At 47.1% G+C, this 23,307-nt stretch carries 21 protein-coding genes; 8 read left to right on the top strand and 13 right to left on the bottom strand.

Annotated features, from left to right (window positions below; genetic code table 11):
• Positions 1-46 precede the first annotated feature (46 nt).
• The 12 genes from ODZ53_RS09395 to ODZ53_RS09340 form a co-directional block, all read right to left on the bottom strand.
• Positions 47-421: a hypothetical protein gene (locus ODZ53_RS09395; RefSeq protein ID WP_372676762.1), complete on the bottom strand. Its 375-nt coding sequence runs from the start codon at positions 419-421 to the stop codon at positions 47-49.
• Between the two features lie 107 nt (positions 422-528).
• Entirely contained in the window at positions 529-1,551 is a 1,023-nt protein-coding gene (locus tag ODZ53_RS09390; RefSeq protein WP_372676761.1) for an ATP-grasp domain-containing protein, read from the bottom strand.
• A gap of 70 nt (positions 1,552-1,621) precedes the next feature.
• The gene (locus ODZ53_RS09385) at positions 1,622-2,512 is read right to left on the bottom strand and encodes a TerC family protein (protein WP_173606607.1); all 891 of its coding nucleotides are present in this window, start codon (positions 2,510-2,512) and stop codon (positions 1,622-1,624) included.
• A 17-nt stretch (positions 2,513-2,529) separates the two neighbouring features.
• The gene (locus tag ODZ53_RS09380; RefSeq protein ID WP_372676760.1) at positions 2,530-3,762 is read right to left on the bottom strand and encodes a TerD family protein; all 1,233 of its coding nucleotides are present in this window, start codon (positions 3,760-3,762) and stop codon (positions 2,530-2,532) included.
• Positions 3,763-3,891: 129 nt separating this feature from the next.
• On the bottom strand, positions 3,892-4,476 hold the full coding sequence (locus ODZ53_RS09375) for a TerD family protein (RefSeq protein WP_234126044.1): 585 nt from the start codon (positions 4,474-4,476) through the stop codon (positions 3,892-3,894).
• A gap of 36 nt (positions 4,477-4,512) precedes the next feature.
• The gene (locus ODZ53_RS09370) at positions 4,513-5,094 is read right to left on the bottom strand and encodes a TerD family protein (RefSeq protein ID WP_016739422.1); all 582 of its coding nucleotides are present in this window, start codon (positions 5,092-5,094) and stop codon (positions 4,513-4,515) included.
• Positions 5,095-5,151: 57 nt separating this feature from the next.
• Positions 5,152-5,757 carry a TerD family protein gene (locus ODZ53_RS09365; RefSeq protein WP_372676759.1) on the bottom strand — a complete coding sequence of 202 codons (606 nt, stop codon included), beginning with the start codon at positions 5,755-5,757 and terminating at the stop codon, positions 5,152-5,154.
• A gap of 190 nt (positions 5,758-5,947) precedes the next feature.
• Positions 5,948-6,763: an HAD family hydrolase gene (locus ODZ53_RS09360; protein WP_372676758.1), complete on the bottom strand. Its 816-nt coding sequence runs from the start codon at positions 6,761-6,763 to the stop codon at positions 5,948-5,950.
• A complete protein-coding gene (locus ODZ53_RS09355) occupies positions 6,760-7,905 on the bottom strand; it encodes a cysteine protease StiP family protein (RefSeq protein WP_372676757.1) in 1,146 nt (381 codons plus the stop codon). Before ODZ53_RS09355 ends, ODZ53_RS09360 begins: the two co-directional genes overlap by 4 nt.
• 24 nt (positions 7,906-7,929) lie before the next feature.
• The gene (locus tag ODZ53_RS09350; RefSeq protein WP_372676756.1) at positions 7,930-9,309 is read right to left on the bottom strand and encodes a phosphoribosyltransferase family protein; all 1,380 of its coding nucleotides are present in this window, start codon (positions 9,307-9,309) and stop codon (positions 7,930-7,932) included.
• Positions 9,242-10,447, bottom strand: coding sequence for an HpcH/HpaI aldolase/citrate lyase family protein (locus ODZ53_RS09345; protein WP_064200263.1), 1,206 nt, complete (start codon positions 10,445-10,447; stop codon positions 9,242-9,244). Before ODZ53_RS09345 ends, ODZ53_RS09350 begins: the two co-directional genes overlap by 68 nt.
• An 82-nt stretch (positions 10,448-10,529) precedes the next feature.
• Positions 10,530-10,985 (bottom strand): tellurite resistance TerB family protein, encoded by a 456-nt coding sequence (locus tag ODZ53_RS09340; protein ID WP_372676755.1) that lies wholly within the window; start codon positions 10,983-10,985, stop codon positions 10,530-10,532.
• Between the two features lie 256 nt (positions 10,986-11,241).
• On the opposite strand from ODZ53_RS09340, the gene ODZ53_RS09335 reads away from it, so the two are divergent.
• Positions 11,242-11,820 carry a TMEM175 family protein gene (locus ODZ53_RS09335; RefSeq protein ID WP_064200261.1) on the top strand — a complete coding sequence of 193 codons (579 nt, stop codon included), beginning with the start codon at positions 11,242-11,244 and terminating at the stop codon, positions 11,818-11,820.
• A 175-nt stretch (positions 11,821-11,995) separates the two neighbouring features.
• Here the strand turns inward: ODZ53_RS09335 and ODZ53_RS09330 are convergent, their stop codons facing one another.
• Positions 11,996-12,736 carry an SDR family oxidoreductase gene (locus ODZ53_RS09330; RefSeq protein ID WP_372676754.1) on the bottom strand — a complete coding sequence of 247 codons (741 nt, stop codon included), beginning with the start codon at positions 12,734-12,736 and terminating at the stop codon, positions 11,996-11,998.
• 131 nt (positions 12,737-12,867) lie between these two features.
• On the opposite strand from ODZ53_RS09330, the gene ODZ53_RS09325 reads away from it, so the two are divergent.
• The 7 genes from ODZ53_RS09325 to cysI all read left to right on the top strand — a co-directional run bounded on the left by ODZ53_RS09325 (position 12,868) and on the right by cysI (position 23,244).
• The gene (locus ODZ53_RS09325; RefSeq protein ID WP_372676753.1) at positions 12,868-13,710 is read left to right on the top strand and encodes a helix-turn-helix transcriptional regulator; all 843 of its coding nucleotides are present in this window, start codon (positions 12,868-12,870) and stop codon (positions 13,708-13,710) included.
• Positions 13,711-13,761: 51 nt separating this feature from the next.
• Positions 13,762-14,472, top strand: coding sequence for a hypothetical protein (locus ODZ53_RS09320; RefSeq protein ID WP_372676752.1), 711 nt, complete (start codon positions 13,762-13,764; stop codon positions 14,470-14,472).
• An 18-nt stretch (positions 14,473-14,490) separates the two neighbouring features.
• Entirely contained in the window at positions 14,491-15,231 is a 741-nt protein-coding gene (locus ODZ53_RS09315) for an ATP-grasp domain-containing protein (protein WP_372676751.1), read from the top strand.
• Positions 15,232-15,302: 71 nt separating this feature from the next.
• Positions 15,303-16,208: a class I SAM-dependent methyltransferase gene (locus ODZ53_RS09310; protein WP_483862217.1), complete on the top strand. Its 906-nt coding sequence runs from the start codon at positions 15,303-15,305 to the stop codon at positions 16,206-16,208.
• 154 nt (positions 16,209-16,362) lie between these two features.
• Positions 16,363-19,515 (top strand): hybrid sensor histidine kinase/response regulator, encoded by a 3,153-nt coding sequence (locus tag ODZ53_RS09305; RefSeq protein ID WP_372676750.1) that lies wholly within the window; start codon positions 16,363-16,365, stop codon positions 19,513-19,515.
• Positions 19,516-19,670: 155 nt separating this feature from the next.
• On the top strand, positions 19,671-21,488 hold the full coding sequence (locus tag ODZ53_RS09300; RefSeq protein ID WP_372676749.1) for an assimilatory sulfite reductase (NADPH) flavoprotein subunit: 1,818 nt from the start codon (positions 19,671-19,673) through the stop codon (positions 21,486-21,488).
• A 34-nt stretch (positions 21,489-21,522) separates the two neighbouring features.
• On the top strand, positions 21,523-23,244 hold the full coding sequence (cysI, locus tag ODZ53_RS09295) for an assimilatory sulfite reductase (NADPH) hemoprotein subunit (protein WP_372676748.1): 1,722 nt from the start codon (positions 21,523-21,525) through the stop codon (positions 23,242-23,244).
• Positions 23,245-23,307 lie beyond the last annotated feature (63 nt).

Genomic DNA, 23,307 nt, shown 5'->3' with positions numbered 1-23,307 from the left:
TCTCCGGTCTTTTTCGACTACTCTTATAATTGTAATGTATGAAAATTCATTCACATATACTGGAATTCGGGAATTCCCCTTGCAGGTAGGAATCCCAAAGGTCATTGATAAACTCAATATTGATCTTGTTTTCAAACGCCTTGGAAATGAGGCCAAAGTCGTCCGATGCATACCCTGCCACTTCTGAATTCTGGGTTATCCGAAAAGTTCCTTTGAACACAAATTCCCTAATTTCTCTGATCACCGTATTTTCAGAGGGGGCAATTTGATCAACTTTTTTGTAACTAGAAGTCCAGGCTACATCAAATCCAATAGCATCCCTAGCGTCTAATTTAGCGTCCCAATCAACATCTTTATTGAAGACATTCTCTAAGAAACTGTCATTACTGATTATCGAAAGTATCTCACTCGCTGTTTTCAACGAAACCCCACCACTTTCATAATATACCAGACAACGGTTTTTGTACTTTTCCCCACGCATGGGCAGGGAGGGTTTCTCCCTTGAAAAATTTTAGCTTTTCATATATTTTACAAAATCCTCGTCAAGTCTCTCTCTCGTTCAACGTGGGTCATTAAAATATCAAGCTTTGGAACAGGAACGTCCGCCTCTCCAGTCAATAGCAGTTTTAGTGCCAAGTAAGGAAAATTCACTCCGGACCGGCAAGAGATATACATGCCACCGGAAGCTCGCGGATTGATTTCCAGCAGCTTGGGGATACCTTCTTTGTATTTGATTTGCACATTAAACAAATACGAAAGCTGCAATCGCTGCTGCACGGCTTCGGCAATTCGTAGCAGTTCATCGTTGTCCTCAAGCTCGCGAATACGCCCTTCTACTTTCTTGCGGGGCACCGCTGCCAGCAACTGCCCTTCATAGGCGAGGCAATCGATGCTGTACTCATACGAGTCCAAATACTCCATGACCATTATATCCTCAAACGTCTCCCGTGTGGACAGTGTGCGGACTACTTCTTCTATCGTGATTTGCTGGTGGGTTGATCGAAACAGTCGGTCAATCGGATCAAGCTGCTCCTCCACAATATAAAAGCCTGCTCCGCCTTCGCCTCGGGCAGGCTTGAAGCAAACCTTGTTCCCGTCTTGTTTCAGTTGTTCATATGCGATTTGGAATTGTTCAGCTGTATTCACAATCGCATAAGCGGGTAACGGTACTTCCGGTACGTCCTGAAACAGTTGAAACAGCTTCCCCTTATCCGAAATATCCTCTAGCAACTGATGTTCCTGAGCAATCATAACCTGCGTGCCCTGCTGCTCAAACTCTTTGATATGCTTGGAGATTTCCACCAATCGATAGTTGGGGAGAAATACGTCGATCCGGTGTTTTTTACAAAACGACAGGCAATAGTCGATGTATTCTGGCACATCCAGCGTGGGCTCCAGTTCAGCATAGTCGGCGATTTGTAGCATCACACTATGACGTTTCGGGTGAGTTACATAAATCTCGAAAGTGAAGTTATCCGGGTTATTGCGAATCATTTCGACGATTGGATAAGCCGTAGCGAACGTTCGATTGAACCAAATCCGTTTTCTCATTGGTTGCCCTCCTTTATTCGAAAAGAAAAGCGAGTGTCTGTTCGACCTCGCTTTCCTTACCTCATGCTATTTACGCAACGTTTTCCTTCGAGTCTTCTTGTTCCCCATGTTTTCCTTTTTTCATCTTATGCACGATGAAGGTACCAAGGAAGGTGAGAACCAGAACGCCGAAGAAGAGGTATGACTCGATGTGGATGCCTGCTGCGCCCAAGAACATTTTCACGGAGATGAGCGCAATAAGTACGAATGCGGTTGTTTCGAATTCCGGAATTCGTTCGATCAGTTTCAGGAAGATTTGAGCAACCCCCCGCATCATCAGGACACCGAGAATTCCGCCCAGGAACAGAACCCAGACTTGGTTGCTGACACCAAATGCAGCTAAAACGGAGTCGATAGAGAAGGCAATATCCATCATCTCAACTGCAAGTACAGTTTGCCAGAAGCCTTTTCCTTTGTTCTCGGCCTCGTTTTCTTCTTCCCCACCAGACTTGAATAAGCGGTAGAGCAGCCAGACGATGAGCAATCCACCGAGAATTTGTACAACCGGGATTGGGATAAAGTACAAGCACGCTGCCATTCCCAGATATAGCAGCAAATCGATTGCTTTTTGGGCTTTTTCATTATGGCCAAAGAAGTGGTCTGCTGCAATCTTGAGCAGGTAGAGTGCACCCATTACTTTGATCGCGGTCATCTTGACCAGGAAAACACCTAAACCGATTGCTAGGAAACGGAATAAATAGGCACCGAGCAAGCCGTAAAACAAGGCGCGTTTCTTTTGCTTTTCTGGCAAATGATTTACCATTACTGCTAATACCAGTGCATTGTCAGCTGAAAGTAATCCTTCCAGGATGACCAATGAGAGAATAATTGTCCAGTTAGCAGGATTGGTCAGTACCCCCTGCAAAACCTCCCATGAAAAAAAACTTGAATAGGTTTCAATTAGCCCATTCAAAAACTCCATTTCTTCTTCCTCCTAGGTTATTTGCTGCCTGCGGCCCAACGCATGTTCCAACCGTAGTAGCGATCCATCGGTTCATGTCCGTTGAAATATTCAACGAGACGCTTGATCTCAAAGGTATCTCCTTTTCTCTCTATCATGGCAACGGCACACATAATCTTCCGAGGGTCGTGCACGTCCATGCGGACCACAATTTCCGGGTTGTCAGCCTGTTTGATCGTGACAACGCCATCCGTTTCGGCCCATTTCGCTACACCTTCATAGATATAGGCATAGATCAGGACACGATTAAACTCCCTCACATGGTTGCCGTTAATGCGGAGATTTTCCCCATCAGTTCTGGATCCTGTACGGTCATCTCCGTCCAGCTCGATAAACGGGAAATGGAGATATTCACCAAAATGCCGGCCCAGCGCTTGGATACAACCTTTATTCCCGTCTGACATCTCATACAAACATCCAAGATCAAGGTCGATGCCATCGGATTTATTAAAGCCCAAAAAACCGCCTGATTTCTTGGCTTTTCTATTCCAGTTTAGGTTTACACTAATTTGCCCCAACGCCCCGCTTGATTTTCGCAAGCTGATCGTTTCACCTTTTTTCGTCAGCTCAACCTTGGATAGATTGATCGGCGGTGCAGGTGGTTGCTCAACCTTTGGAGGTGGCGCCGGAATGGTTGGAGACGGTTGTGGTGAAGAGGAGTGCTCCTGTGCCACCTCTACGCCGAAATTACCGCATAAGGCAGTTAGTCCACCGTTAAAGCCGCTTCCAATCGCATTAAACTTCCATTCGCCATTGTAGCGATATAATTCACCTGTCACGATTGAATTTTCTGTAGAAAAATCAACTAATGGAAATCGGATCATTTCAGCGAATGTGACAGGATGCAAGATTCGCAAATAAAGATCGGAAACCTGACGAAACGTTTGGCCACGTGAAATGGCGTCGTAAATGGTAATCGTAAAGGCGATCTTTTCTACGTCAAGCGGAATTGCGGAAAGTTCCAGTTCGAATTGCTGTTTATCTCCAGCGCCGTCCCGCAGGGAGACAGCTCCGTTCGTTGATTTAGGATTTCCGTAGAATATGAAATCCTCCTCACGATTCACTTTCCCGGTTGCGCCCAACTGAAATGCCGATGCATCCAGATCAAGTTCGCTGCCGGTATGCCAGCCAAGACCGACAATCACCTTGGTCAGCCCTGGAAACTGCTTCGTTACATCAACCTTTTGTCCCTTAACAACCATCATCGTCATCGCTATCACCTATTTTAGAAAACTCGGTTCCGCCAAGTCCGTGGCGTTGCCTTGGTTGCGTCTTGTCGAAAAAATGAAGGAAGGATGCTAGTCCCTACTATCAAACTAGCATCCTTTGGCTGGTACGAATTAACCTGCTTGTAATCCGAAGTTATTGCAAAGCGCTTTGAGGCCGCCGGAAAAACCACTGCCCACCGCAGCAAACTTCCACTCGCCCTGATAGCGATACAATTCGCATACGACGATAGCGGTTTCAACGGAGAAATCCTCGCCCAAGTCGTAACGAAGAACTTCTTGGTTCGTATTTTCATCAACGACACGAACGAATGCGTTGGAGACTTGTCCAAAATTTTGGCGTCTATTTTCTGCATCGTGAATCGTAATCGTAATGGCGATTTTTTCAATCTCGGACGGTACTTTGGTCAGGTCGATCTTGATCTGCTCATCATCGCCATCGCCTTCACCCGTCAGATTGTCACCAGTATGAATAACGGAACCGTTTCCGCCTTGAAGGTTGTTATAGAAAACAAAGTGCTGAATGTTGGTTGCTTTGCCGTCTGCGTGGAGCAAAAACGCCGCTGCATCGAGGTCAAAATCAAATCCACCATTATATTTGTTTGTATCCCAACCGAGTCCAACGACCAGTTTGGTCAGATTCGGATTGCCTTTCGTCAGATCAATTTTTTGACCTTTGGATAAGCTGATTACTGACATGGTAAGTTCATCCTTTCCACGTTTCGTACTGGCTAATTAGCCGATGTTAACACCAAAATCACGCGCCAGACCAGCAAGACCGTCTTTGTAGCCTGAGCCAATTGCGCTGAATTTCCACTCACTGCCGTGACGATACAGTTCGCCAACTACAACAGCGGTTTCAATGGAGAAATCTTCTCCAAGATCGTAGCGAATGAGTTCTTCGCCACTGCTTGCGCTCAGTACACGCGCATACGCATTGGAAACTTGACCAAAGTTTTGGTTGCGGGTAGCCGCATCGTAAATCGTGATGGTGAAAGCAACCTTTTGGATATTCGCGGAAACTTTGGACAAGTCGATTTCGATCACTTCGTCATCACCGTCGCCATCACCAGTGCGGTTGTCACCGGAGTGAACAACGGAGCCGTCAGGGCTGGATGGATTGTTGAAAAATACGAAATGTTTGTCGTCTTCCACTTTGCCTTGGTCGTTCAGCAGGAATACGGACACATCCAGGTCGAATTCGCCGCCGCCATCATACTTGTTGGTATCCCAGCCAAGACCTACCTTGATTTGGGTCAAGCCAGGGTTCGTTTTTGTCAAATCAACCTTTTGTCCTTTTTGCAAAGATACTGCCATGTGTTATTCCTCCCGAAATTTCGATTTTTTAATGTAATAAGTATAATCTAATAGGTGCTATGTGTAGCGTCTGACCAGCTGGGAAATCGACGTATCGGTTGTTCCTTCACCAATAGCAGCAAACTTCCATTCGCCTGAGTGGCGATACAGTTCACCCACGATTAGTGAGGTTTTCCCTGAGTAATTCTCCGTCAGATTGAATTTGCACAGTTCCTGACGAGAAGATGGATTCATGATGCGGATATATGCGTTGCCAATCATTCCGAAATCCTGACGACGACTGACACAATCGTAGATATTGACCACGAAAATCAGCTTGTGAACATCGGCAGGGACACGTGAAAGCTCGACAGATATCTGCTCATCGTCGCCTTCCCCTTCACCGGTAAGATTGTCCCCCGAGTGATTGACGCTTCCGCAACCGCTTCGCTTATTTCCGAAATAGACGAGATTTGTTTCTTTTGTAAATTTTCCATTTTCGTTCAGCATGATTACGGACGCATCGCAATCGATGTTGGCTTGTCCACCACCAAACAGTCCACCAAGTAGTCCGCCGGATTTTTTTACCGGGTCCCAGCCAAGTCCAACCAGCACTTTGCTCAAGCCGGCATTTCCTTTGGTCAGGTCAATTTTTTGCCCTTTTTGCAAACTGATAACTGACATGTCACCCTCCTACTCTGTCCAGGCTATACCCCAGTATTTTGCAGATTACAATTCGATTATTCCATTGCTATCCAATAAAATCTACATTTTTTTGCAAAAAACAACAAATTACATCCGTTTTGTGTCTTTTTTTGAGCGGTGGCGTTTTTCCATCTCTCAGGATCTAAGCGCCGCAGGTTCACGCCTTGTTTTATGTTGCTTTGACCAGTTGGCGATACCATGACAGAACGGTTTGCAAAATCTCTTCTGCAGCGCTGATTCCCGATGCCTGCGTAAAGTGGAAGTTGCCCACAACGCCACCGTGATTACGAATCTGATAAATCTCCCCATGCGGCGGAACGATCGCCAGTTGCGCTGCTTCCAGCAGAGGTAGGTCCAGTAGCGAATCGCCAGCTGCGATCAGCTGCTCATCCTGCTCCAGCTCGCACACGTACAAGGTCGCATCGCGCTTGTTGACGGCCTGGGGCACGAGGTAGAGCTTTCGGCCCTGAATGGACATGCTCCAGTTTTGTTGCGTCACCCAGCGCTCGAAGTCGCGCAGCTCGTCGACAGGCATTTTTTCTCGATCAATGATGCTGTAGAAGAACAGATCCTCTGCCATTCTCTCCCGAATCACCCAACTGTCATTGCTGATCTGGGCGAAGCCGGCCAGCATGTCGGGAAACGGCGCGCATTCGTTGACCATTCGGCTATGTACCTGACGACTCCACTGCTCGTCTATTCGTCCGTCACGGATTACATTGCCGCCGTTGCTGGTAATTGCATAGCGCGGTAAAAGCTCATTCTGGAAAATCAAAATTCGCTGATACTGTTCAATCGTTCTTGTTGTCACGGGTATAAACAGAGACTGTTGATGAACCTCATGAAGAAGCTGGATTGCCCGGTCAGACATGTGCGAGATTGGTTCGCCTTCAAGCACTTCGACTACCTGAAACGACTGCATTTCGTCTGTGAGAAATCGTTTCCCGTATAGGAGGGTCTGGTCCAGGTCACTTGCAAAAATCATTGGTTTTCCCCTCCCATCGATCGGATAATACCACAGCAGGAATAGCTCATATCCGAACGTTCCTCCACTAATACACCACGATCCTTGGCGAGCATGATGATATGAGCAAGGTTAGGATTTTCGACTGAATCGACAAGAATTTTCCATGGAACTCTGCGCAAAAGCACGCGTGTCGTTTCGCCAACTCCCGGTTTAATTAGATTCACATCATCAATTTGTAGCTCTTGCTGAATCCGCCCAATATCGCGCATTCCCTTCCAGGTCGGCACGTGGTCGTCCTCGTGGCTGATCAGTTCAGCTGCTTTTGCCTTTGCCTCGTCGGCAATATCCGCAAAATGCGCCGAAATCGTATTGACGAACAGGTTGGAAACATCTTCGTCCGCCCATTCCCGATAAAATTTGGCTCCGTGAAATTCACCAGCTGCAATGAGGTCGTCACGGTGCACGGTACGACTGATCAAACCAGAAACGGTCGAGTTCAGGCAAGCGCTCGGAATCAAAAAGTCTTCGCGAGTGCCAAACGTCTGCACGCAATGCCCTGGGTCAGCGAGAACAGCCAAATCGGCATCAAGCCGCGTATGGAATTTCTGGTTAAAGCGGGAGATCGACTCGTGCAAGACCGATGTAATAGCGCCCTTGCCTGTCCAACCATCTACGAACTGAATTCCTTTGCCCGGATGATGCTCGAGAATATAGCGCAGTGCGTTCTCGTCAATACCTTTGCCGCGAATGATGGAGATGCTGTAATGCGGCGTATCCAGCTGGTGAATTTGTCTCAAATAGCGGCGGATCAAAACACCGATCGGCGTTCCTGCTCTTGCAAGCGAGGCAAGCACAACCCCCTTGCCTTTGCGTGCAAGGATGGATTCAGCCACTACTCCTGACGCCAGCGCCACTTTTCGTGCTGTCGTCTGCAAGGCCTGATGAAACAATGAGATGTACTCGGCGGAGGGCTGATACTCAACAGGCAGCATCTCGGAGTAATGTGTCCCCGCCTGAATCAATTCTTCCCGGTCCTCCGTGTTGGTTTCTTCCATCAATCCGCTGATTTCTTTCAACAGGAATGTAACATCCTCTGCAGGGTAGCTCCCCATTTTAATCGGCTGCATGAGTTCTGCTGTGTATAATGAGCCTTGCTCCATTCGGTTTACCCCTCCTCTCTGCAGTTAGCGAAACATTACGAGATACTTGTTCGGAATCGGCAGTTGGGCCAAGGCCGCATAAAGACTATTCAGCCGCTCCACGCTTGTCCCGCGTTCGAGGAACAGGAACAGCTCGTCATACCGCTGCTCCGGGATATTGTACATAAAGTTGCGAACAGTAGGATCATCCGGACTTTCGTACGCAAATGCATTTTGAACGGCATATGTTTCCTTTGTTGCCGGATGAATCGGGCTTCTCGTCGTTGATTGATACCAAACCCCATCGCCCATAGAAGCGGCGATCATCATCGGCACGTACATAAACTCGCCTGTTCCCATACACAAGGTCGTACCCTTACGATATTGCTGCAAAAACTGGCCCAGCTCCCGAAGTGTGTCATGCAATTGACGCTGCTGCTCGGAAGTCATGCCAAAGCGTCCGGTTTGCTGCAAATACGGCAAGGTATTCACAAAGCCTGTCTGATCGATGGAAGAAAAGGACAGTTTGGTTAGCGCAGCGGTCTCCAGCGTGATGACAGTCGGCTCAGCTTCTGGTTCGACAAAGGCAGGCTTCGTCTGCTCAGCCTGCTGTTCGCCAAGAACGCCGTTCACCTCAATCTCTCCCTTAATTAGCGAGATGGCTGTGATCTCGATACCCAGCTCGGCTTCAAGCTCCAGAAACTTGCGGTGATCGTCAGGCGAGCGCCAATCCAATAAGGAAGCAACGATGTATTGCTTTCTCGGAAAATGCTGCTGAATCTCGCGAATGATGTTAAGCGCTGTTTTCCCTGTCGTAATCTCATCATCTACTAATACGATCGGACACGCAGAATGTAGCAAGTTTTTATCCAATGGATAAAAGTGATGGGCTACTGCGTGAGAATGCTCTTCTTCAAAATCAATCGTGGACGGAACCTCTTTGATCAGCTCTCTTGTTGTATGGATGTATTCTGCCTTGCTGCCAAAAGCGCTGAACATGCTGTGTCCAAGCGCAGTGGCAGTCTCGGCAAATCCGATGAACAACAAGGGCTCGGGTAATTCGAGGGGATGTTGCAGCAGTTTGTGAAGAATCTCTTCGCTCTTCTCCTGCTGAATGATACCTTGCACGATAGCCGGAAGATCACTGATTTCATGAGAATAAAACTCTTCAAGGAGACGTGCCGCCAATGCCATACCGCTTAGCACAGACGCTGACGGCCGCACGGGCAAATGCTTTCCCAGAACCTTGCTGACAAACAGGAAGCTTCGTTTCTTATTGATTCGGGCAGCCATTTGGAATAGTGCTTCCAATGGAAGATCGTACGGATTTTGTCGAACGTGGATGGTGATATTCAAATCACCGAGAATATTGAAACTGGATATTTGCTGTTCGAGCGAGCAGGTTGATAAAGTTGTTATGCTCATGGAACACCCCGTACACTTTTGATTTGATCATTATTTTTTTCGCCCAGCTCGTATGTGGCTTGATTTCGTTCATCTTGTTAGCGTAGTGACTTTTCGTTACTCCGTTTGTTTGGCTTTGCAGGATTGCCCTGGCGTCCTCGTACTCTTCGCGTGTAATCACGGCAAGTGAGTGGACAATTTTGATATGGCTTGGGTGGATGATCGTTTTGCCGGTCAGGCCGTTTTCCTTGTCTAGCAATACTTCTTTGATCAGCCCATCTTGCCATTGATTCAATAATTGCTGGCGAAGTCTGCGCCCTGATGCGCCGCCTAGCTTTTGTTCAAACGGAGACTGGCGGAGCTGTGGTTTTAGCAACCTTTCACCGTTGCTAAAATACTCCCAGACTGGACCAGATACGACGTATTCACTGCCCTGTCGTGTAAACATGTTCACAATGTCGCCGATGCAATCGCGAATCGTGGAAATCTCATAAATAGACACATCTGGTCCACGGCGCAATCCGAACAGGCTGGAAAAATCAGTTGCTCCCATGCGCACGTTCAGGACAAGGTGCCGGTATTTGTCCAAAATTTTTTTGATCGACAGTAGCTCGGCTGTTCGGGATTCTCTGTAAATAATGTCGGCGGACTCCAGAATCGGCATGCCGTACACAGGGAAAGGAACGTATCGGTTGCACGATTGCAGCGCTTCCAGATACTCCTCAGCGTTGCGGCTTGTAAACTTCGGGAACACAAACCCAGTCAAGCTGATCAAATCCTCTTGCAGTTCTTCCACAAGCCGGTTCATTTGGTGGACATCCCGGACACGCACGAACATGATCGGTATATCGTCCTGCTGGATCAAGCCGTTTCGTAGACGGCTGGAAATATCACGGACCTGCCGAATCAGCGATTGCTCTGCCTCGGAAACCTCATGATCGCCGATAGCGTCTTCCAGGCAGATGACCATGGAGACCAAGCCCTCGTGCTTTTGCGTCATTACATCATGAGAGATGGTGGTTCGAATGGCGGGCATGTAGAGTGTAGCTCCCAACGCGTGGGCTAGCACTTCCTTCTCGGTGTTTCGATTGATAGGAAGGGGGTGTACACTGAATAATTCTTCTTTTTCGTTCTCGAGCAAGTAATCAAAATGCCTCATAAAAGAAACGGCTCCCCTCTTCATCCCAACTCGCCATTGATAAAAAACAAGACTGCCCCTTGGCCCGAGGCAATCTCGCGTGTTACAACTGGAAATCAACTGGATTCAAATTAACAGACTGGCAGATTTCCCGAACGATTATTTTCTCTTTTTCATCAAAGTCACCGTCAGCGGCACCGATTGCGCAACAGACGCCGATAAGAATTCGCGCTGCTTCTGGGTTATTTTTTAATTTGCCGATTGCCTTGAGTGCTTCCATCTTCCCGACGCCGTGGTCAAATTCAAATCCACTGACAAAATGGTTGAAGCGGCTAATTACATCGTTCATATCAAAAACTTTCAATTCTTCACTTCGATTGATATAAGAGGCCATCTTTTGCTTTTCAGAGGATTCAATGTGTCCATCAGCGGCGGCAACCAATGCGCATCCGGCAACGACTGCATCCATGAAGTCACGATTCTGAAACTTCTTTACCTGGTCTCGCAAGGATGTTTGTGTGTTTTTAAGCCAATTCGTAAATGTGCCAGAAAATGACATTCTATTACCTCCATCGACAAATTTCTCACTTATACGTTTATTCTACAATCTTACATCAATAGATATATTTTGGCAAAAGAGATACATAATATGTAAACGTTCTAGTTCCCATAATAAATGGATCGCCATTAGGTCCGTTAAAACGATCCCGAATGAGGGAAAGGTTGTGCTTGACAGTATGAAGAAAAGTTAGAATAAACTATGGATATCTATTCGATGAATTCAGCGCGAGAAGCGGGAAATAGGTGATCACCAAATGAGAGCAAACCGGATGGAAGCGTTTAGCGATGGCGTGCTGGCAATTATCATTACGATTATGGTACTAGAATTCAAAGTACCAGAAGGCCACGACTGGCATTCGTTAATCGAACTAGGCCCAAAAGTTCTTAGTTATATCTTCAGTTTCGTTTATGTCGGCATCTACTGGAACAACCACCATCATCTGCTGCACATGGTTCGCACAATGAACGGGCGGCTCATGTGGCTGAATTTGAAATTGCTCTTCTGGCTATCCCTTATTCCATTCACGACCGCGTGGATGGGGGAAAGCCAGTTTGCGCCCACTCCGATGGCATTGTACGGGATTATTCTTCTGCTTGCAGCGATTTCTTACAGACTGCTTCAGCTCGCAATCATTAGCCAGCATTCTGGAGATTCTGCATTCGTAAAGTCAATGGGCAGAGACTGGAAGGTGAAAATATCTCCCGTTCTCTATTTGCTCGCGATATTGACCGCGTATGTGGGTCCATGGGTATCCGGGTTCTTTTACGTACTCGTTGCCGCGATTTGGGTCGTGCCAGAAAAGCGAATCGAGCACATTTTGAGAAGCGAATAATTGGACCCGAGAAAAGTATGGGAAACGAAAAGAGGTCTCCAAACCGGAGACTCTTTTTTTCGAGTGCTGTTGTTACAGACAACCCAGTGAGCCATATCATAAGGGAGGATGACCGACATGGAAAATACCCTCGATAAGAGGGCATTTCGCCGATGAAAGCTGATTGGATTCGTTGTCATACCAGCGTAGAACCGCCATCTACGACGATGACCTGACCGGTGGAGTATTTCTCACGCATTAAATAGAGAAACGCTTCGGCCGCGTCCTCGGGTTCGCCCACTCGCCCAACAGGGAGGGATTTCCCGACAGTCTCGTACATGGTGTTTCGTTCCTCTTCAGGAATATTGTCCCACAACTCAGTACGCATGAATCCGAAACGTATGGCGTTGACACGAAGTGGACTCAGTTCGACGGCTAGCGCCCTTGTCAGGGACTCGATAGCACCACAAATGCTAGCTGCGATCGTCAATCCTTTTGGAGGTCGAACTGAAGCGGTGCCGGAAACGAAAATCATGGAACCATTCTGCCTGATTTTCTCTGAGCCATATTTCGCTGCCATAACCGCACCCCAGTACCTGATGGTAAAGAATTGGCGTGCCTTGTCCATGTCAACCGTGTTGAGATTTTCGGGCTGAAATGGCTCTCCAGCGGTGAATACCAAGTGATCGAATTCACCAATACGGCTGAAAAATACGCGAATCTGCTCCTCATTTGATAGATCAACCACATATCCTTCCGTACCTTGGGGGAGACGCGAGACAGCATCGTCCACTCTCTCTTTTCGACTGGATACTACAACAACATATGCCCCTTCCCGCGCAGCGGCTTCCGCTGTCGCAAATCCCATTCCAGAAGTTCCGCCGAGCAGGATAACACGCTTGCCTTTCAAACTACTGCAAAGTTCCAGATTTCCCATAAGATCGTCCTCCTTCTATAGGTGATGAGTCGATTATAATCAGCTTCATAAATTGACAAACAGCTCTGTATTTACAGTACGATTCGGAAAAGTAGTATAAATCCTATTAGGATATAGAGGTGTATGATCGTATGAATGGTGAAAGAAGGCGAAGGGAGCTAGCTGATTTTCTCCGGACCCGTCGTTCCCGCCTTTCCCCGCAAGAGGCGGGATTACCTGTTGAAACTGCACGTCGTCGTACGCCTGGTCTAAGGCGGGAAGAAGTGGCGACTCTGTCAGGGATTTCTTTGCCTTGGTACACGGCACTGGAGCAGGGGAGGGATATTCAGGTGTCGGAACAAGTGCTGGAGAGCTTGGTGCGGACGCTCCAACTCAGCCATGACGAGCGCAATCATTTGTTTGTATTGGCTAATTGTTCTGTAGCTCCATACGTCACAGTAGGCGAATCAAATTCTCCAGCCCTGCAACAAATTCTCGACAGGATGGGGAGCTACCCTGCCTATGTCATCGATAGACGCTGGAACGTAACAGCGTGGAACAAAATGACAAGTACGCTTTGTGGCGACTTTAATCAGATAGCAGAGATCGAGAGAAATATACTTTGGAGAGTCTTCATGATGAAGGATAACGAGGCTCGCATTGTGAATTGGGAAAACGTCGCCACGATGCTGCTGGCTCATTTTAGAAGCCGATACGCCTTGTATATGAATGATTCGTGGTATCGGGAATTAGTTGACAAATTGAGTGAACAGAGTGAGGAGTTTAGAGTGTGGTGGCGAAGACATGATGTATCCGGGACTTCGAAAGGGGAAAAAGTGATACAGCATCCTAAAGCTGGCTTGTTGAGTTTTCGTTACCATTCTTTTGCTGTGCCCGAAAGTGGTGACTTCGTGATGAGGGTATATACACCAATCGAAAACACGGGGACTGATGAACAGTTAAAAGATCTGATAGACGAGTCTCGTTTAGCATGAAGCAACTCTATTTAATAGAGACTGGATTGGCAAGATGAAGGGGTGAAGCAAATGGAACAAGAGCTCATTGCTTTAACGTGCGGAGTATGCAAAGGCGTATCAGAGCGCATTAGGATGGAAAGTGAGCTGTTTGATATTGCTGGCTTTGAAAATGACATTATGGAATGGTCAGATTTTGAAAACGAAGTTCCCCTGTTGGATGAGCGACATTGGATGCGTTCCAATCGCCCGCCTGAGCGCGGTCAGGTTAGAACGGTGAAGGTCTCCCATCCTTTCCATATGAGGATGGGAGAACCCTTTTGGATCATGTACACGCCGGTACTTTCCAGTTTTAATGGCTGGGATTCGCATCCGGAAGAGATTGAACAATCTTCTTTTGTACAGTGTTCCATTGAACGTGTCATTGAGCGGAATGAGCTTACAGCTTGGCTGTGCGTAGAGATTTTAGATGTATGGATGATTAAGGATTACAACGAGAGATTTCTAGAAAGAGATGGAAGAGAAGGTTATTTAGAGAGTTTTGATATGTTTGGAGATCGTTACATATTCAACTACGAGAACTGGCTATTTATTAGTGCTGGTTCGCAGGGGAATATCGGCGTATGGGGACTCGTAAAGCGAATAGATAGTCAGTACCATATGCTCGTATATGGAGATTGGGGCTTTCATAAGAATAATGCTTATGGAGGAAACATCCTGTTGCCTAAGGATCGAATCGATGGATGGCTCAAGCAGGCGATGGAGAAAGAAAAACCCGTTTGAAATGATGGAGTGATATGAATGAGGGCGTATATACAGGCAAACAAAAGTGGAGAATTCTACAATGTAAATGCATTTATTGCTTTTGAAGGTTTCACTTCATTAGGATGGGAGATCATTAAGTTCCATGATGTTCATGAAATAAAAGAAAAGAATCCAGAAGACATAGTAGTTGGCGGTATTGGCAACGTGAGAAAACGTCTTGAAATATTGGGGAGAGAAAGAAGCCAAGGAGAGATTGATTATCCAGATTCTTTATCCAGTTATTTTGGCAGGAAAATATGGACTACAACTATTCAACAGCTTTTTGAGAATAAACAGGATTGGAACGTTTTTGTAAAACCGAAAGACATAACAAAAAAATTTGCTGGAAAAGTGGTAAAAGAATACAAAGATTTTATAGGATTGATTGAACAGGATGAGGATACGAAGATTTGGTGTTCGGAAATCGTTGATTTTGTGACGGAATGGCGTTGCTTTATACGATATGGAGAAATACTTGATATTAGGCAGTACAAAGGTGCCTGGGATTCAAAATTAGATCTACCTATTATAAAATGTGCGGTTAAGGATTATATTGATGCGCCAGCTGCTTATGGTTTAGATTTTGGAATTGATCGAGATGGGAATATGAAGCTGGTAGAGATTAATGATGGTCATTCTTTAGGGACTTATGGAATCGCGCCTTTAAACTATGCGAAGTTTCTCTCAGCCAGATGGTCAGAATTAACAGGGACGAAAGACTATTTAAGAAGCTTATAGTTTATGCTGCGAACTAATTCTATTGGTCAGGATTGTCCTATTAAATGGGAGCATATTAAAATGAAGTCATTTTGTATCGAAAACGAGAAGGAAACGAATCGAGAGGAGAGAGAGCAGCCATGCATGATAAGCAAACTACGGTGCCAGACCACACGGCGGTGCGGGTCGCGTTGTGGCGGGCATTGCACGCACAGATCGATTCTTCACCGCATGTGCTAGAAGACGAGATCGGTCTGCGACTGGTGGCTCCGGAAGACGACTGGCGCCAACGTCCCGACATGGACCCAAAGAGCACCAGCGGGTTTCGAGCATCTATCGTGGCTCGTGCTCGCTTTATTGAGGATTTGGTCACCGAACAGCTCGGACAAGGGGTCACCCAGTACGTTATCCTCGGCGCTGGCCTCGACACCTTTGCTCAGCGCCGACCGGAAATCGCCTCTCAGATGCGGATTTTCGAGGTCGATCAGCCAGACACGCAGGGTTGGAAGAAGCAACGCTTGAACGAGCTGGGCTTTGGCATCCCCGAGTGGTTACGACTCTTACCCGTTGACTTCGAGGCAGGCTGGTCCTGGTGGGAGCAACTAAAGGACTCCGGCTTTGAAGCTAGCCGACCAGCGGTGGTAGCATCCACTGGCGTCACCCAGTACCTTACGAAGGATGCGATTATGGCTACGCTGCGCCAAGTAGCGACGCTTGCTCCAGGCTCCACGCTGGCTATGACGTTTTTGCTTCCCTTTACCTTTACAGAAACGAAGAAGCGTCCCGAAGTTGAAGAGGCAGAAAAAGGAGCGCGGTCAAGCGGCACGCCTTTCATCAGCTTTTTCACACCGCCGGAGATGCTGGCACTGGCCCGCGAAGCTGGTTTTCGAGAAGTCCAGCATGTTTCCTCGGCAGAACTTAACCAGCGCTACTTTACTGGCCGCACCGATGGTCTTTCGCTACCAAGTGGAGAAGAATTCCTGATAGCCACTACATAGAGTGATAACTCTATTTGATAAGCTACGTTGTCTTTCAGATAAACGTAGCTTTTTCTATGGCAACTGTATTTCTCTGTCAAAATCTATATGCTAAATTATGGAAAGGTTCTATTTGAAATGTCAGAGAAGAAACTGACTAGGAGAGGAATACTTCTTGGCAAAGCATTCACCCAAATACCAAATAAAAAAGAGCCATATCCTACTATTACTCGGGTTATTACTCATCATCCTATCCGGTGCGCGGATTTTGTGGATGGAATCGTTTCGTGATCAACAAGCGGACATTAAGAACGGGCAATTTGATTTGCGTGATTGGAATGCAGAAGGTGGCGACACTCTCTTGCTAGATGGAGAGTGGGAGTTTTATCCCTCTCAATGGCTGATGGATGGCAGACGGCAACAAGGTGTAAACGAGAAGGGGCCATCGCTTATTCAGGTTCCGGGAAGATGGAATGAAGCTTTACATACAGACAAGTCAACTCCCTATGGATTTGGCTCTTATCGCTTGCGTCTGTATGTGGATCCAGAAAAGGACCTGAATTATAGCATTCGTGTACCTAGCGTGCGCACGGCATCGGAATTATACGTAAACGGTCGTTTGCTTGCGAAATCCGGGCAGGTGGGCGAGTCGGAGGATGAATATATTGCGAAGAATCTGCCTTATTCTTCAACCTTTACGGCAGACGAAAACGGTGTAATCGACATCGTCATTCAGGCGGCAAATTATGTGGATGGTCGTAGCAGCGGCATTGTTCGATCCATTAAATTTGGTTCAGAAGAAGCCATTGCAAAGGAAATAAAAGTCTCCGTTTCTACGCAGCTTCTGGCAGCCATGATATTTCTCATACATTCTGTTTATGCGTTTATTTTATTTTTGCTGGGAGATAAGAAAAAGAATCTACTGTATTTTTCTTTGCTGACATTTTGTGTAGCGCTTACTAGCGTGTTAAGCAATGATGAGAAGTTGTTCCACCAATTAATTTACATCGGCATTGAGTGGGATTTTCGATTAACGAATTTTGCCCTCGTCATTGGGGCCTATGCTTTGCTGGAGTGTATGAATCATCGCGAACTTCCTTATTGGAGCAGGATGTATCCTGTATACAGGGTGATGAATCTTGGGACTGCTGGCATTACGTTGTTTTTAAACCCTGATCAGGTGACGATGTTATTTCCAGTTTATTTTCTGGTGGCCGGTATTGCTGCAGTGATCACGTTGATAACCATCCTTAGGAAATTGATCAAAGACATCAAGGGCAATCTTTTACTGCTTTTTTCATTTCTTGCGTTGCTTCACCATTTTATTTGGTCGTTAATCTGGCGGGAAAGCGGTATGAGTCTTGTTTACTATCCATTTGATCTGATTATTTCGATGGGGTGCTTAGCCACTGTATGGTTCAAGGGTTATTTCATCATGCATGCCAACACAAAAGAAATTGCTGCAACCTTGCAAAGAATGAATGACCATAAGGATCAATTTCTGGCCAACACTTCACATGAATTTAAAAATCCACTCCATAGCATTCTGAACATGTCACAATCCGTTTTAAATCGGGAGCGACATTTGTTGCAGGAAAGGAGTATCAAGGAGCTTGAAACGGTTTTATCTGTAGGAAGACGGCTGACCTTGATATTAAATGATTTGATTGATGTGATGAGTTTACAGGAGGGCAACCCGCGCTTACAGAAAAAAGCCATATGGATTCAGCCCATCGTGACCGGGGTACTTGATATGCTGCAATTTAACGCAGATGTGAAGTCTGTAAAAATCGTAAATGAAATCCCAGAAGATTTTCCTCCCGTACTCGCGGATGAGAACCGGGTAATTCAAATCGTTTTCAATTTACTTCACAATGCTGTGAAATATACGAATGAAGGGATCGTTTCCATTCAAGCGTTTGCCAAGGACGGAAGAGCTTTTATTGAGATTCATGATACAGGGATCGGAATGGACGAGGACATGAAAAAGCGCCTGTTCCACCCGTATGAGCAAGCCAGCACGAGCGAGACCATGATTGAAGGTGGATTTGGGTTAGGTCTGAGTATAAGCAAGCAGCTGGTTGAGCTCCATGGAGGTACGTTGGATGTGTCCTCCGTTTTAGGGGAAGGCTCGACATTTACCTTTTCGTTACAGCTGGCACCTATGGAAGCGGAGGTAGAGGTAGCTGTTTCTCGGTCGTTCGAACCGTCAGTCATACAACCTATGCCGATTCAGGAAAAAGTGGAGATCTCTTGGGCTACGAAACCAACAACTTTATTGGAAGTAAATCGCGATCGTCCGCGCCTGTTAATTGTGGATGATGACCCTGTTAACCTTCAGGTGCTGGAAGCCATACTACCTCCAGACGAGTATGAGGTAACAATGGTGACCAGTGGGAAGGAAGCATTAGCCATATTGGATACAGGGGAATGGGATCTGGTCATCTCCGATATTATGATGCCGCAGATGTCCGGTTATGAGCTGACAAGAATGATCCGCGAGCGGTTTACACTCACAGAGCTCCCTGTTTTGCTCCTTACCGCGAGAAGCCAACCAAAAGATATTCAAAGTGGTTTTTTAGCGGGAGCAAACGATTACGTGACCAAACCAGTAGAGAGAATGGAAATAAAATCGCGGATCGAGGCGCTCACTACGATTAAACAATCCGTCCGGGAACAACTGCGATTAGAAGCTGCATGGCTGCAAGCGCAAATCCAGCCCCATTTTTTATTTAATGCGTTGAGCGCGGTAACAGCTTTAAGTGACATTAATTTGGATAAGATGCGCGATTTGCTTTACGAGTTTAGCAATTTTTTGAGGAATAAATTCAAATTTGAAGATATGGACGGGCTTGTTCCGATCGAAACGGAGCTAAGTTTGGTGCGCTCTTACTTGTATATTGAAAAGGTTCGGTTTGAAGAAAGACTGCAAGTTGTTTGGGAGATAGATGACTGTGAGGACGTAAAAATTCCCTTTCTTACGATCCAGCCTCTCGTTGAAAATGCGATCAAACATGGTGTGATGAACCGCATTCGTGGGGGGGAAATTACGATTCGGATTTCTGTTCAGGAAAAGCATGTGGAAATAACCGTTGAAGACGATGGGATCGGAATGGACGAAGATCAAATACAACGACTGTTAGAAAGAAAAGCAGATAGCAGGTCAGGAGTCGGATTTATCAATACCGATCAGCGGTTAAAACGGCACTTTGGAACAGGGCTTCATATCGAAAGTACGCTAGGTACAGGGACAAAGGTAACTTTTCATGTACGCAACAAGTTGAATAGCAAGAATTTGAGTGAAAAATACCCCGATTCCTTATCGTAGGATCGGGGTTCTTTGTTGTTTTCCAACGATTAGTAAAACTTATGATGACAATAACGAATTCCAATTGCTCGGGTTCTACTCACTGTGGTAGCTTAAAGTAAATAATCATATAAGATTACTCGGAATTAACTTTTTCTCGTGTGAGGTGCATATCGTTGGTACTTAAGGTGACAGACAGTCCTTTTAGTCAGGAACAAGTAGAGCTCCTAAATCAGTTGTTGCCCACGCTTTCGGAGGTGCAAAAGATTTGGCTGAGCGGATATCTTGCAGCTCTTCACAAAGCGGAGGCACCGATAGCTGCTGGGTTTCAAGCCACTTCAGCTACGAATGGGCCAGTCATTTCCAAAGAGGTGACAGTGCTTTTCGGATCTCAGTCCGGGAACAGCCAAAAGCTTGCCAAGGTGCTGACTGGAAAGCTTCAGGAGCACGGCTTCCACGTAACACTTTCCTCTATGAGCGACTTCAAGACGAATGCGTTGAAAAAGGTTGAAAACCTGCTTGTGGTGGTAAGCACACACGGGGATGGTGAACCACCAGACAACGCCATTTCCTTCCATGAATTCTTACACAGCAAAAGAGTACCGCAATTGGAGGGCCTGCGTTTTTCCGTGCTGGCATTAGGCGATACCTCTTATGAATGGTTCTGCCAAACTGGCAAGGAGTTCGACAAGCGGTTGGAAGAGCTAGGCGGCAAGCGTCTTACTCCCCGGGTCGATTGCGATGTGGATTACGACGAGCACGCCTCCGAATGGATGAATCAGGTCCTGGCTTCTCTCAGTGAAACTTCGGCAACCCAGGTTGCTGCGGCAAGCGCAATAGCAGTGATCGGGTCAGGGTTACAGACCGAATATTCACGGTCGAATCCCTTTCAGGCTGTGGTCTTGGAGAACTTAAATCTGAACGGTCGGGGATCAGAAAAAGAAACTCGCCACCTGGAAATCTCCCTTGAGGGTTCCAGTCTCGAGTATGAACCAGGTGACTGTTTGGGGATCTATCCTAAAAACCATCCTGACCTTGTCCGTGAGCTGATAGACGCGATGGGCTGGAAGCCAGAAGAACTCGTTCCCACTCATCAAAACGGGGAAGAGCGCACGTTGGAAGAGGCCTTGTCCAGTCATTTTGAAATCACGGTTCTCACTAAGCCTCTCTTGGAACAAGCCGTAAAGCTATCATCAGGAAACGGGTTGCGGGAACTGCTTGCGGAAGGACAGGAGCAAAAGCTTCGCGAGTATGTTCGAAATCGGGATTTGCTAGACCTGGTGGAGGACTACGATTTGAAGGGCGTGTCTCCCAAAGAATTTGTCTCCATCCTTAGAAAGCTGCCGCCTCGCCTCTATTCGATCTCAAGCAGTTTGAAGTCCTACCCAGATGAAGTGCATCTGACAATTCGCAATGTTCGCTATCAGGCTCATGGTCGAGATCGGTACGGCGTTTGTTCGAGTTATATCGCGGATCGTTTGGAGGCGGGGGATACGCTGCCAGTATTTGTGCAGCATAACCCCAACTTTAAGCTTCCAGCCAACCCGGACACCCCGTTGATCATGATTGGTCCCGGAACGGGTGTCGCTCCATTCCGTGCGTTTTTGGGAGAACGGGAGGAGCTTGGGGCGACGGGCAAGACATGGCTTTTCTTTGGCGACCAGCATTTCTCCACAGATTTTCTCTATCAGCTCGAATGGCAGCGTTGGCTCAAACAGGGCGTACTGACGCATATGGATGTCGCGTTCTCCCGAGATACGAGCGAAAAAGTGTATGTTCAGCACCGGATGCTTGAGAAGAGTAAGGAGCTTTACCAATGGCTACAGGATGGGGCGCACGTATACGTATGCGGAGATGAGAAGAAGATGGCGCATGACGTTCACGCAGCTCTGGTCACCATTCTCCAACAAGAGGGTGGACTTGATTCAGAGGAGGCCGTTGCGTACTTGAAACGGTTGCAGCAGGAAAAACGCTATCAGCGAGATGTCTACTGATTTTCGAGAAAGAATGAGAGGGGAGATAGGAACCATGTCAGAAAATCATTTGCTTTCGCCAAACAGTGCTCCTCACAGCGACGTAGAGGATATTAAACGCAAAAGCGATTATTTGCGGGGAAGCCTGGCGGAAACGCTGGAAGACAGGATTTCGGGGTCCATTCCTGAGGATGATAACCGCCTGATGAAATTTCATGGCAGCTATATGCAGGATGATCGGGATCTTCGCAATGAACGGAGTAAACAGAAGCTAGAGCCAGCCTATCAATTCATGGTGCGCGTGCGTGCCGCTGGTGGCGTTGTCACACCAGAGCAATGGCTGATGATGGACGATATCGCCCAGCAGTTTGCGAATGGAACGATTCGCTTGACGACTCGTCAGTCTTTTCAACTGCATGGCGTGATTAAGTGGAATATGAAGCAGGTGATTCAAGAAGTAAACGAAGCCTTGCTAAGTACACTAGCTGCTTGTGGGGACGTCAACCGCAACGTCATGTGCAATCCGAATCCCTATGAGTCGGAAGTTCATCAAGAGGTTTACGAATGGGCCAAAAAAATAAGCAATCATCTCGACCCCCGAACCCGCGCCTATCATGAAATCTGGCTGGATGAAGAAAAGGTCGTCGACAGTCGGGATGAGATAGAGCAAGAACCGATCTATGGGCCTGTTTATTTGCCGCGCAAGTTTAAGATTGGCATCGCCGTACCACCTGCCAACGATGTTGATGTTTTTTCGCAGGATTTGGGCTTTATCGCCATTCATGAGGAAGGTCGACTGCTGGGCTTCAACGTAGCGGTCGGGGGTGGAATGGGAATGACCCACGGTGATCCGAAGACGTATCCACAGGTGGCGAGGGTGATCGGCTTCGTTACACCGGAACAAGTACTGGAAGTCGCCGAGAAAACGATCATGATTCAGAGAGACTACGGAGATCGCGCGGTACGAAAGCACGCTCGCTTCAAATATACGATCGACGACCGCGGTATCGAATGGTTTATCCATGAACTGGAGCAGCGACTGGGCTGGGAGCTGGAACAGGCACGCCCCTATCACTTCGAGCATAATGGCGACCGCTACGGTTGGGTAAAAGGGAGCGACGATAACTGGCATTTTACCCTTTTCATTCAGAATGGCCGTGTAAAAGACGAGGACAACTACCTCCTGAAGTCCGGCCTGCGAGAGATTGCCAAGGTGCATACAGGGGACTTCCGCCTGACGCCGAATCAAAATCTCCTCATTGGGAATGTCACCAGTGAAAAGAAGCCGGAAATTGAACAGATCATTCAAGCATACGGGCTGGCCGATGGAGCTTCCTATTCTGCGTTGCGGAGAAACTCCATGGCTTGTGTTTCGTTGCCGACTTGCGGACTCGCGATGGCTGAGGCAGAACGTTATTTGCCTACACTGCTGGATGAGATCGAGCTGATCTTGGATGAGGCGGGTTTGCGCGATGAGGAGATCGTCATTCGTATGACAGGGTGCCCAAATGGATGCGCAAGACCTGCACTCGCAGAAATCTCCTTTATTGGGAAGGCTGTCGGTAAATACAACATGTATTTGGGCGGCGGTTTCTCCGGAAATCGATTGAACAAGCTGTATCGTGAAAACATCGGGGAAGCAGAAATACTGAATGAACTGCGGCCAATTTTAAATCGGTATGCGAAGGAACGCGAAGAAGGCGAACATTTCGGAGACTTCGTCATTCGGGCAGGGTATGTGAAAGAAGTCAAATCGGGACTCGATTTTCATGAGTAGTACGGCCTAGCAGTCAATTGAATAAAAGAAGAGCCCGCGACGACGTGGGCTCTTTGTTGCTTG

It is taken from the genome of Brevibacillus sp. BD137, assembly GCF_041644655.1.
In the GTDB taxonomy this organism is placed as follows: Bacteria; Bacillota; Bacilli; order Brevibacillales; family Brevibacillaceae; genus Brevibacillus; species Brevibacillus brevis_D.
This window is presented reverse-complemented; position numbering and strand designations above follow the sequence as displayed.

Excerpts from the sequence above, each read along its gene's own strand:
- ODZ53_RS09355 (WP_372676757.1), bottom strand. The coding sequence starts at position 7,905 with ATGGAGCAAGGCTCATTATACACAGCAGAACTCATGCAGCCGATTAAA.
- ODZ53_RS09345 (WP_064200263.1), bottom strand. The coding sequence starts at position 10,447 with ATGAGGCATTTTGATTACTTGCTCGAGAACGAAAAAGAAGAATTATTC.
- ODZ53_RS09320 (WP_372676752.1), top strand. The coding sequence starts at position 13,762 with ATGGAACAAGAGCTCATTGCTTTAACGTGCGGAGTATGCAAAGGCGTA.
- ODZ53_RS09325 (WP_372676753.1), top strand. The coding sequence starts at position 12,868 with ATGAATGGTGAAAGAAGGCGAAGGGAGCTAGCTGATTTTCTCCGGACC.
- ODZ53_RS09330 (WP_372676754.1), bottom strand. The coding sequence starts at position 12,736 with ATGGGAAATCTGGAACTTTGCAGTAGTTTGAAAGGCAAGCGTGTTATC.
- ODZ53_RS09340 (WP_372676755.1), bottom strand. The coding sequence starts at position 10,985 with ATGTCATTTTCTGGCACATTTACGAATTGGCTTAAAAACACACAAACA.
- ODZ53_RS09375 (WP_234126044.1), bottom strand. The coding sequence starts at position 4,476 with ATGTCAGTAATCAGCTTATCCAAAGGTCAAAAAATTGATCTGACGAAA.
- ODZ53_RS09380 (WP_372676760.1), bottom strand. The coding sequence starts at position 3,762 with ATGACGATGATGGTTGTTAAGGGACAAAAGGTTGATGTAACGAAGCAG.
- ODZ53_RS09385 (WP_173606607.1), bottom strand. The coding sequence starts at position 2,512 with ATGGAGTTTTTGAATGGGCTAATTGAAACCTATTCAAGTTTTTTTTCA.
- ODZ53_RS09315 (WP_372676751.1), top strand. The coding sequence starts at position 14,491 with ATGAGGGCGTATATACAGGCAAACAAAAGTGGAGAATTCTACAATGTA.
- ODZ53_RS09360 (WP_372676758.1), bottom strand. The coding sequence starts at position 6,763 with ATGATTTTTGCAAGTGACCTGGACCAGACCCTCCTATACGGGAAACGA.
- cysI (WP_372676748.1), top strand. The coding sequence starts at position 21,523 with ATGTCAGAAAATCATTTGCTTTCGCCAAACAGTGCTCCTCACAGCGAC.
- ODZ53_RS09390 (WP_372676761.1), bottom strand. The coding sequence starts at position 1,551 with ATGAGAAAACGGATTTGGTTCAATCGAACGTTCGCTACGGCTTATCCA.
- ODZ53_RS09350 (WP_372676756.1), bottom strand. The coding sequence starts at position 9,309 with ATGAGCATAACAACTTTATCAACCTGCTCGCTCGAACAGCAAATATCC.
- ODZ53_RS09335 (WP_064200261.1), top strand. The coding sequence starts at position 11,242 with ATGAGAGCAAACCGGATGGAAGCGTTTAGCGATGGCGTGCTGGCAATT.
- ODZ53_RS09370 (WP_016739422.1), bottom strand. The coding sequence starts at position 5,094 with ATGGCAGTATCTTTGCAAAAAGGACAAAAGGTTGATTTGACAAAAACG.
- ODZ53_RS09365 (WP_372676759.1), bottom strand. The coding sequence starts at position 5,757 with ATGTCAGTTATCAGTTTGCAAAAAGGGCAAAAAATTGACCTGACCAAA.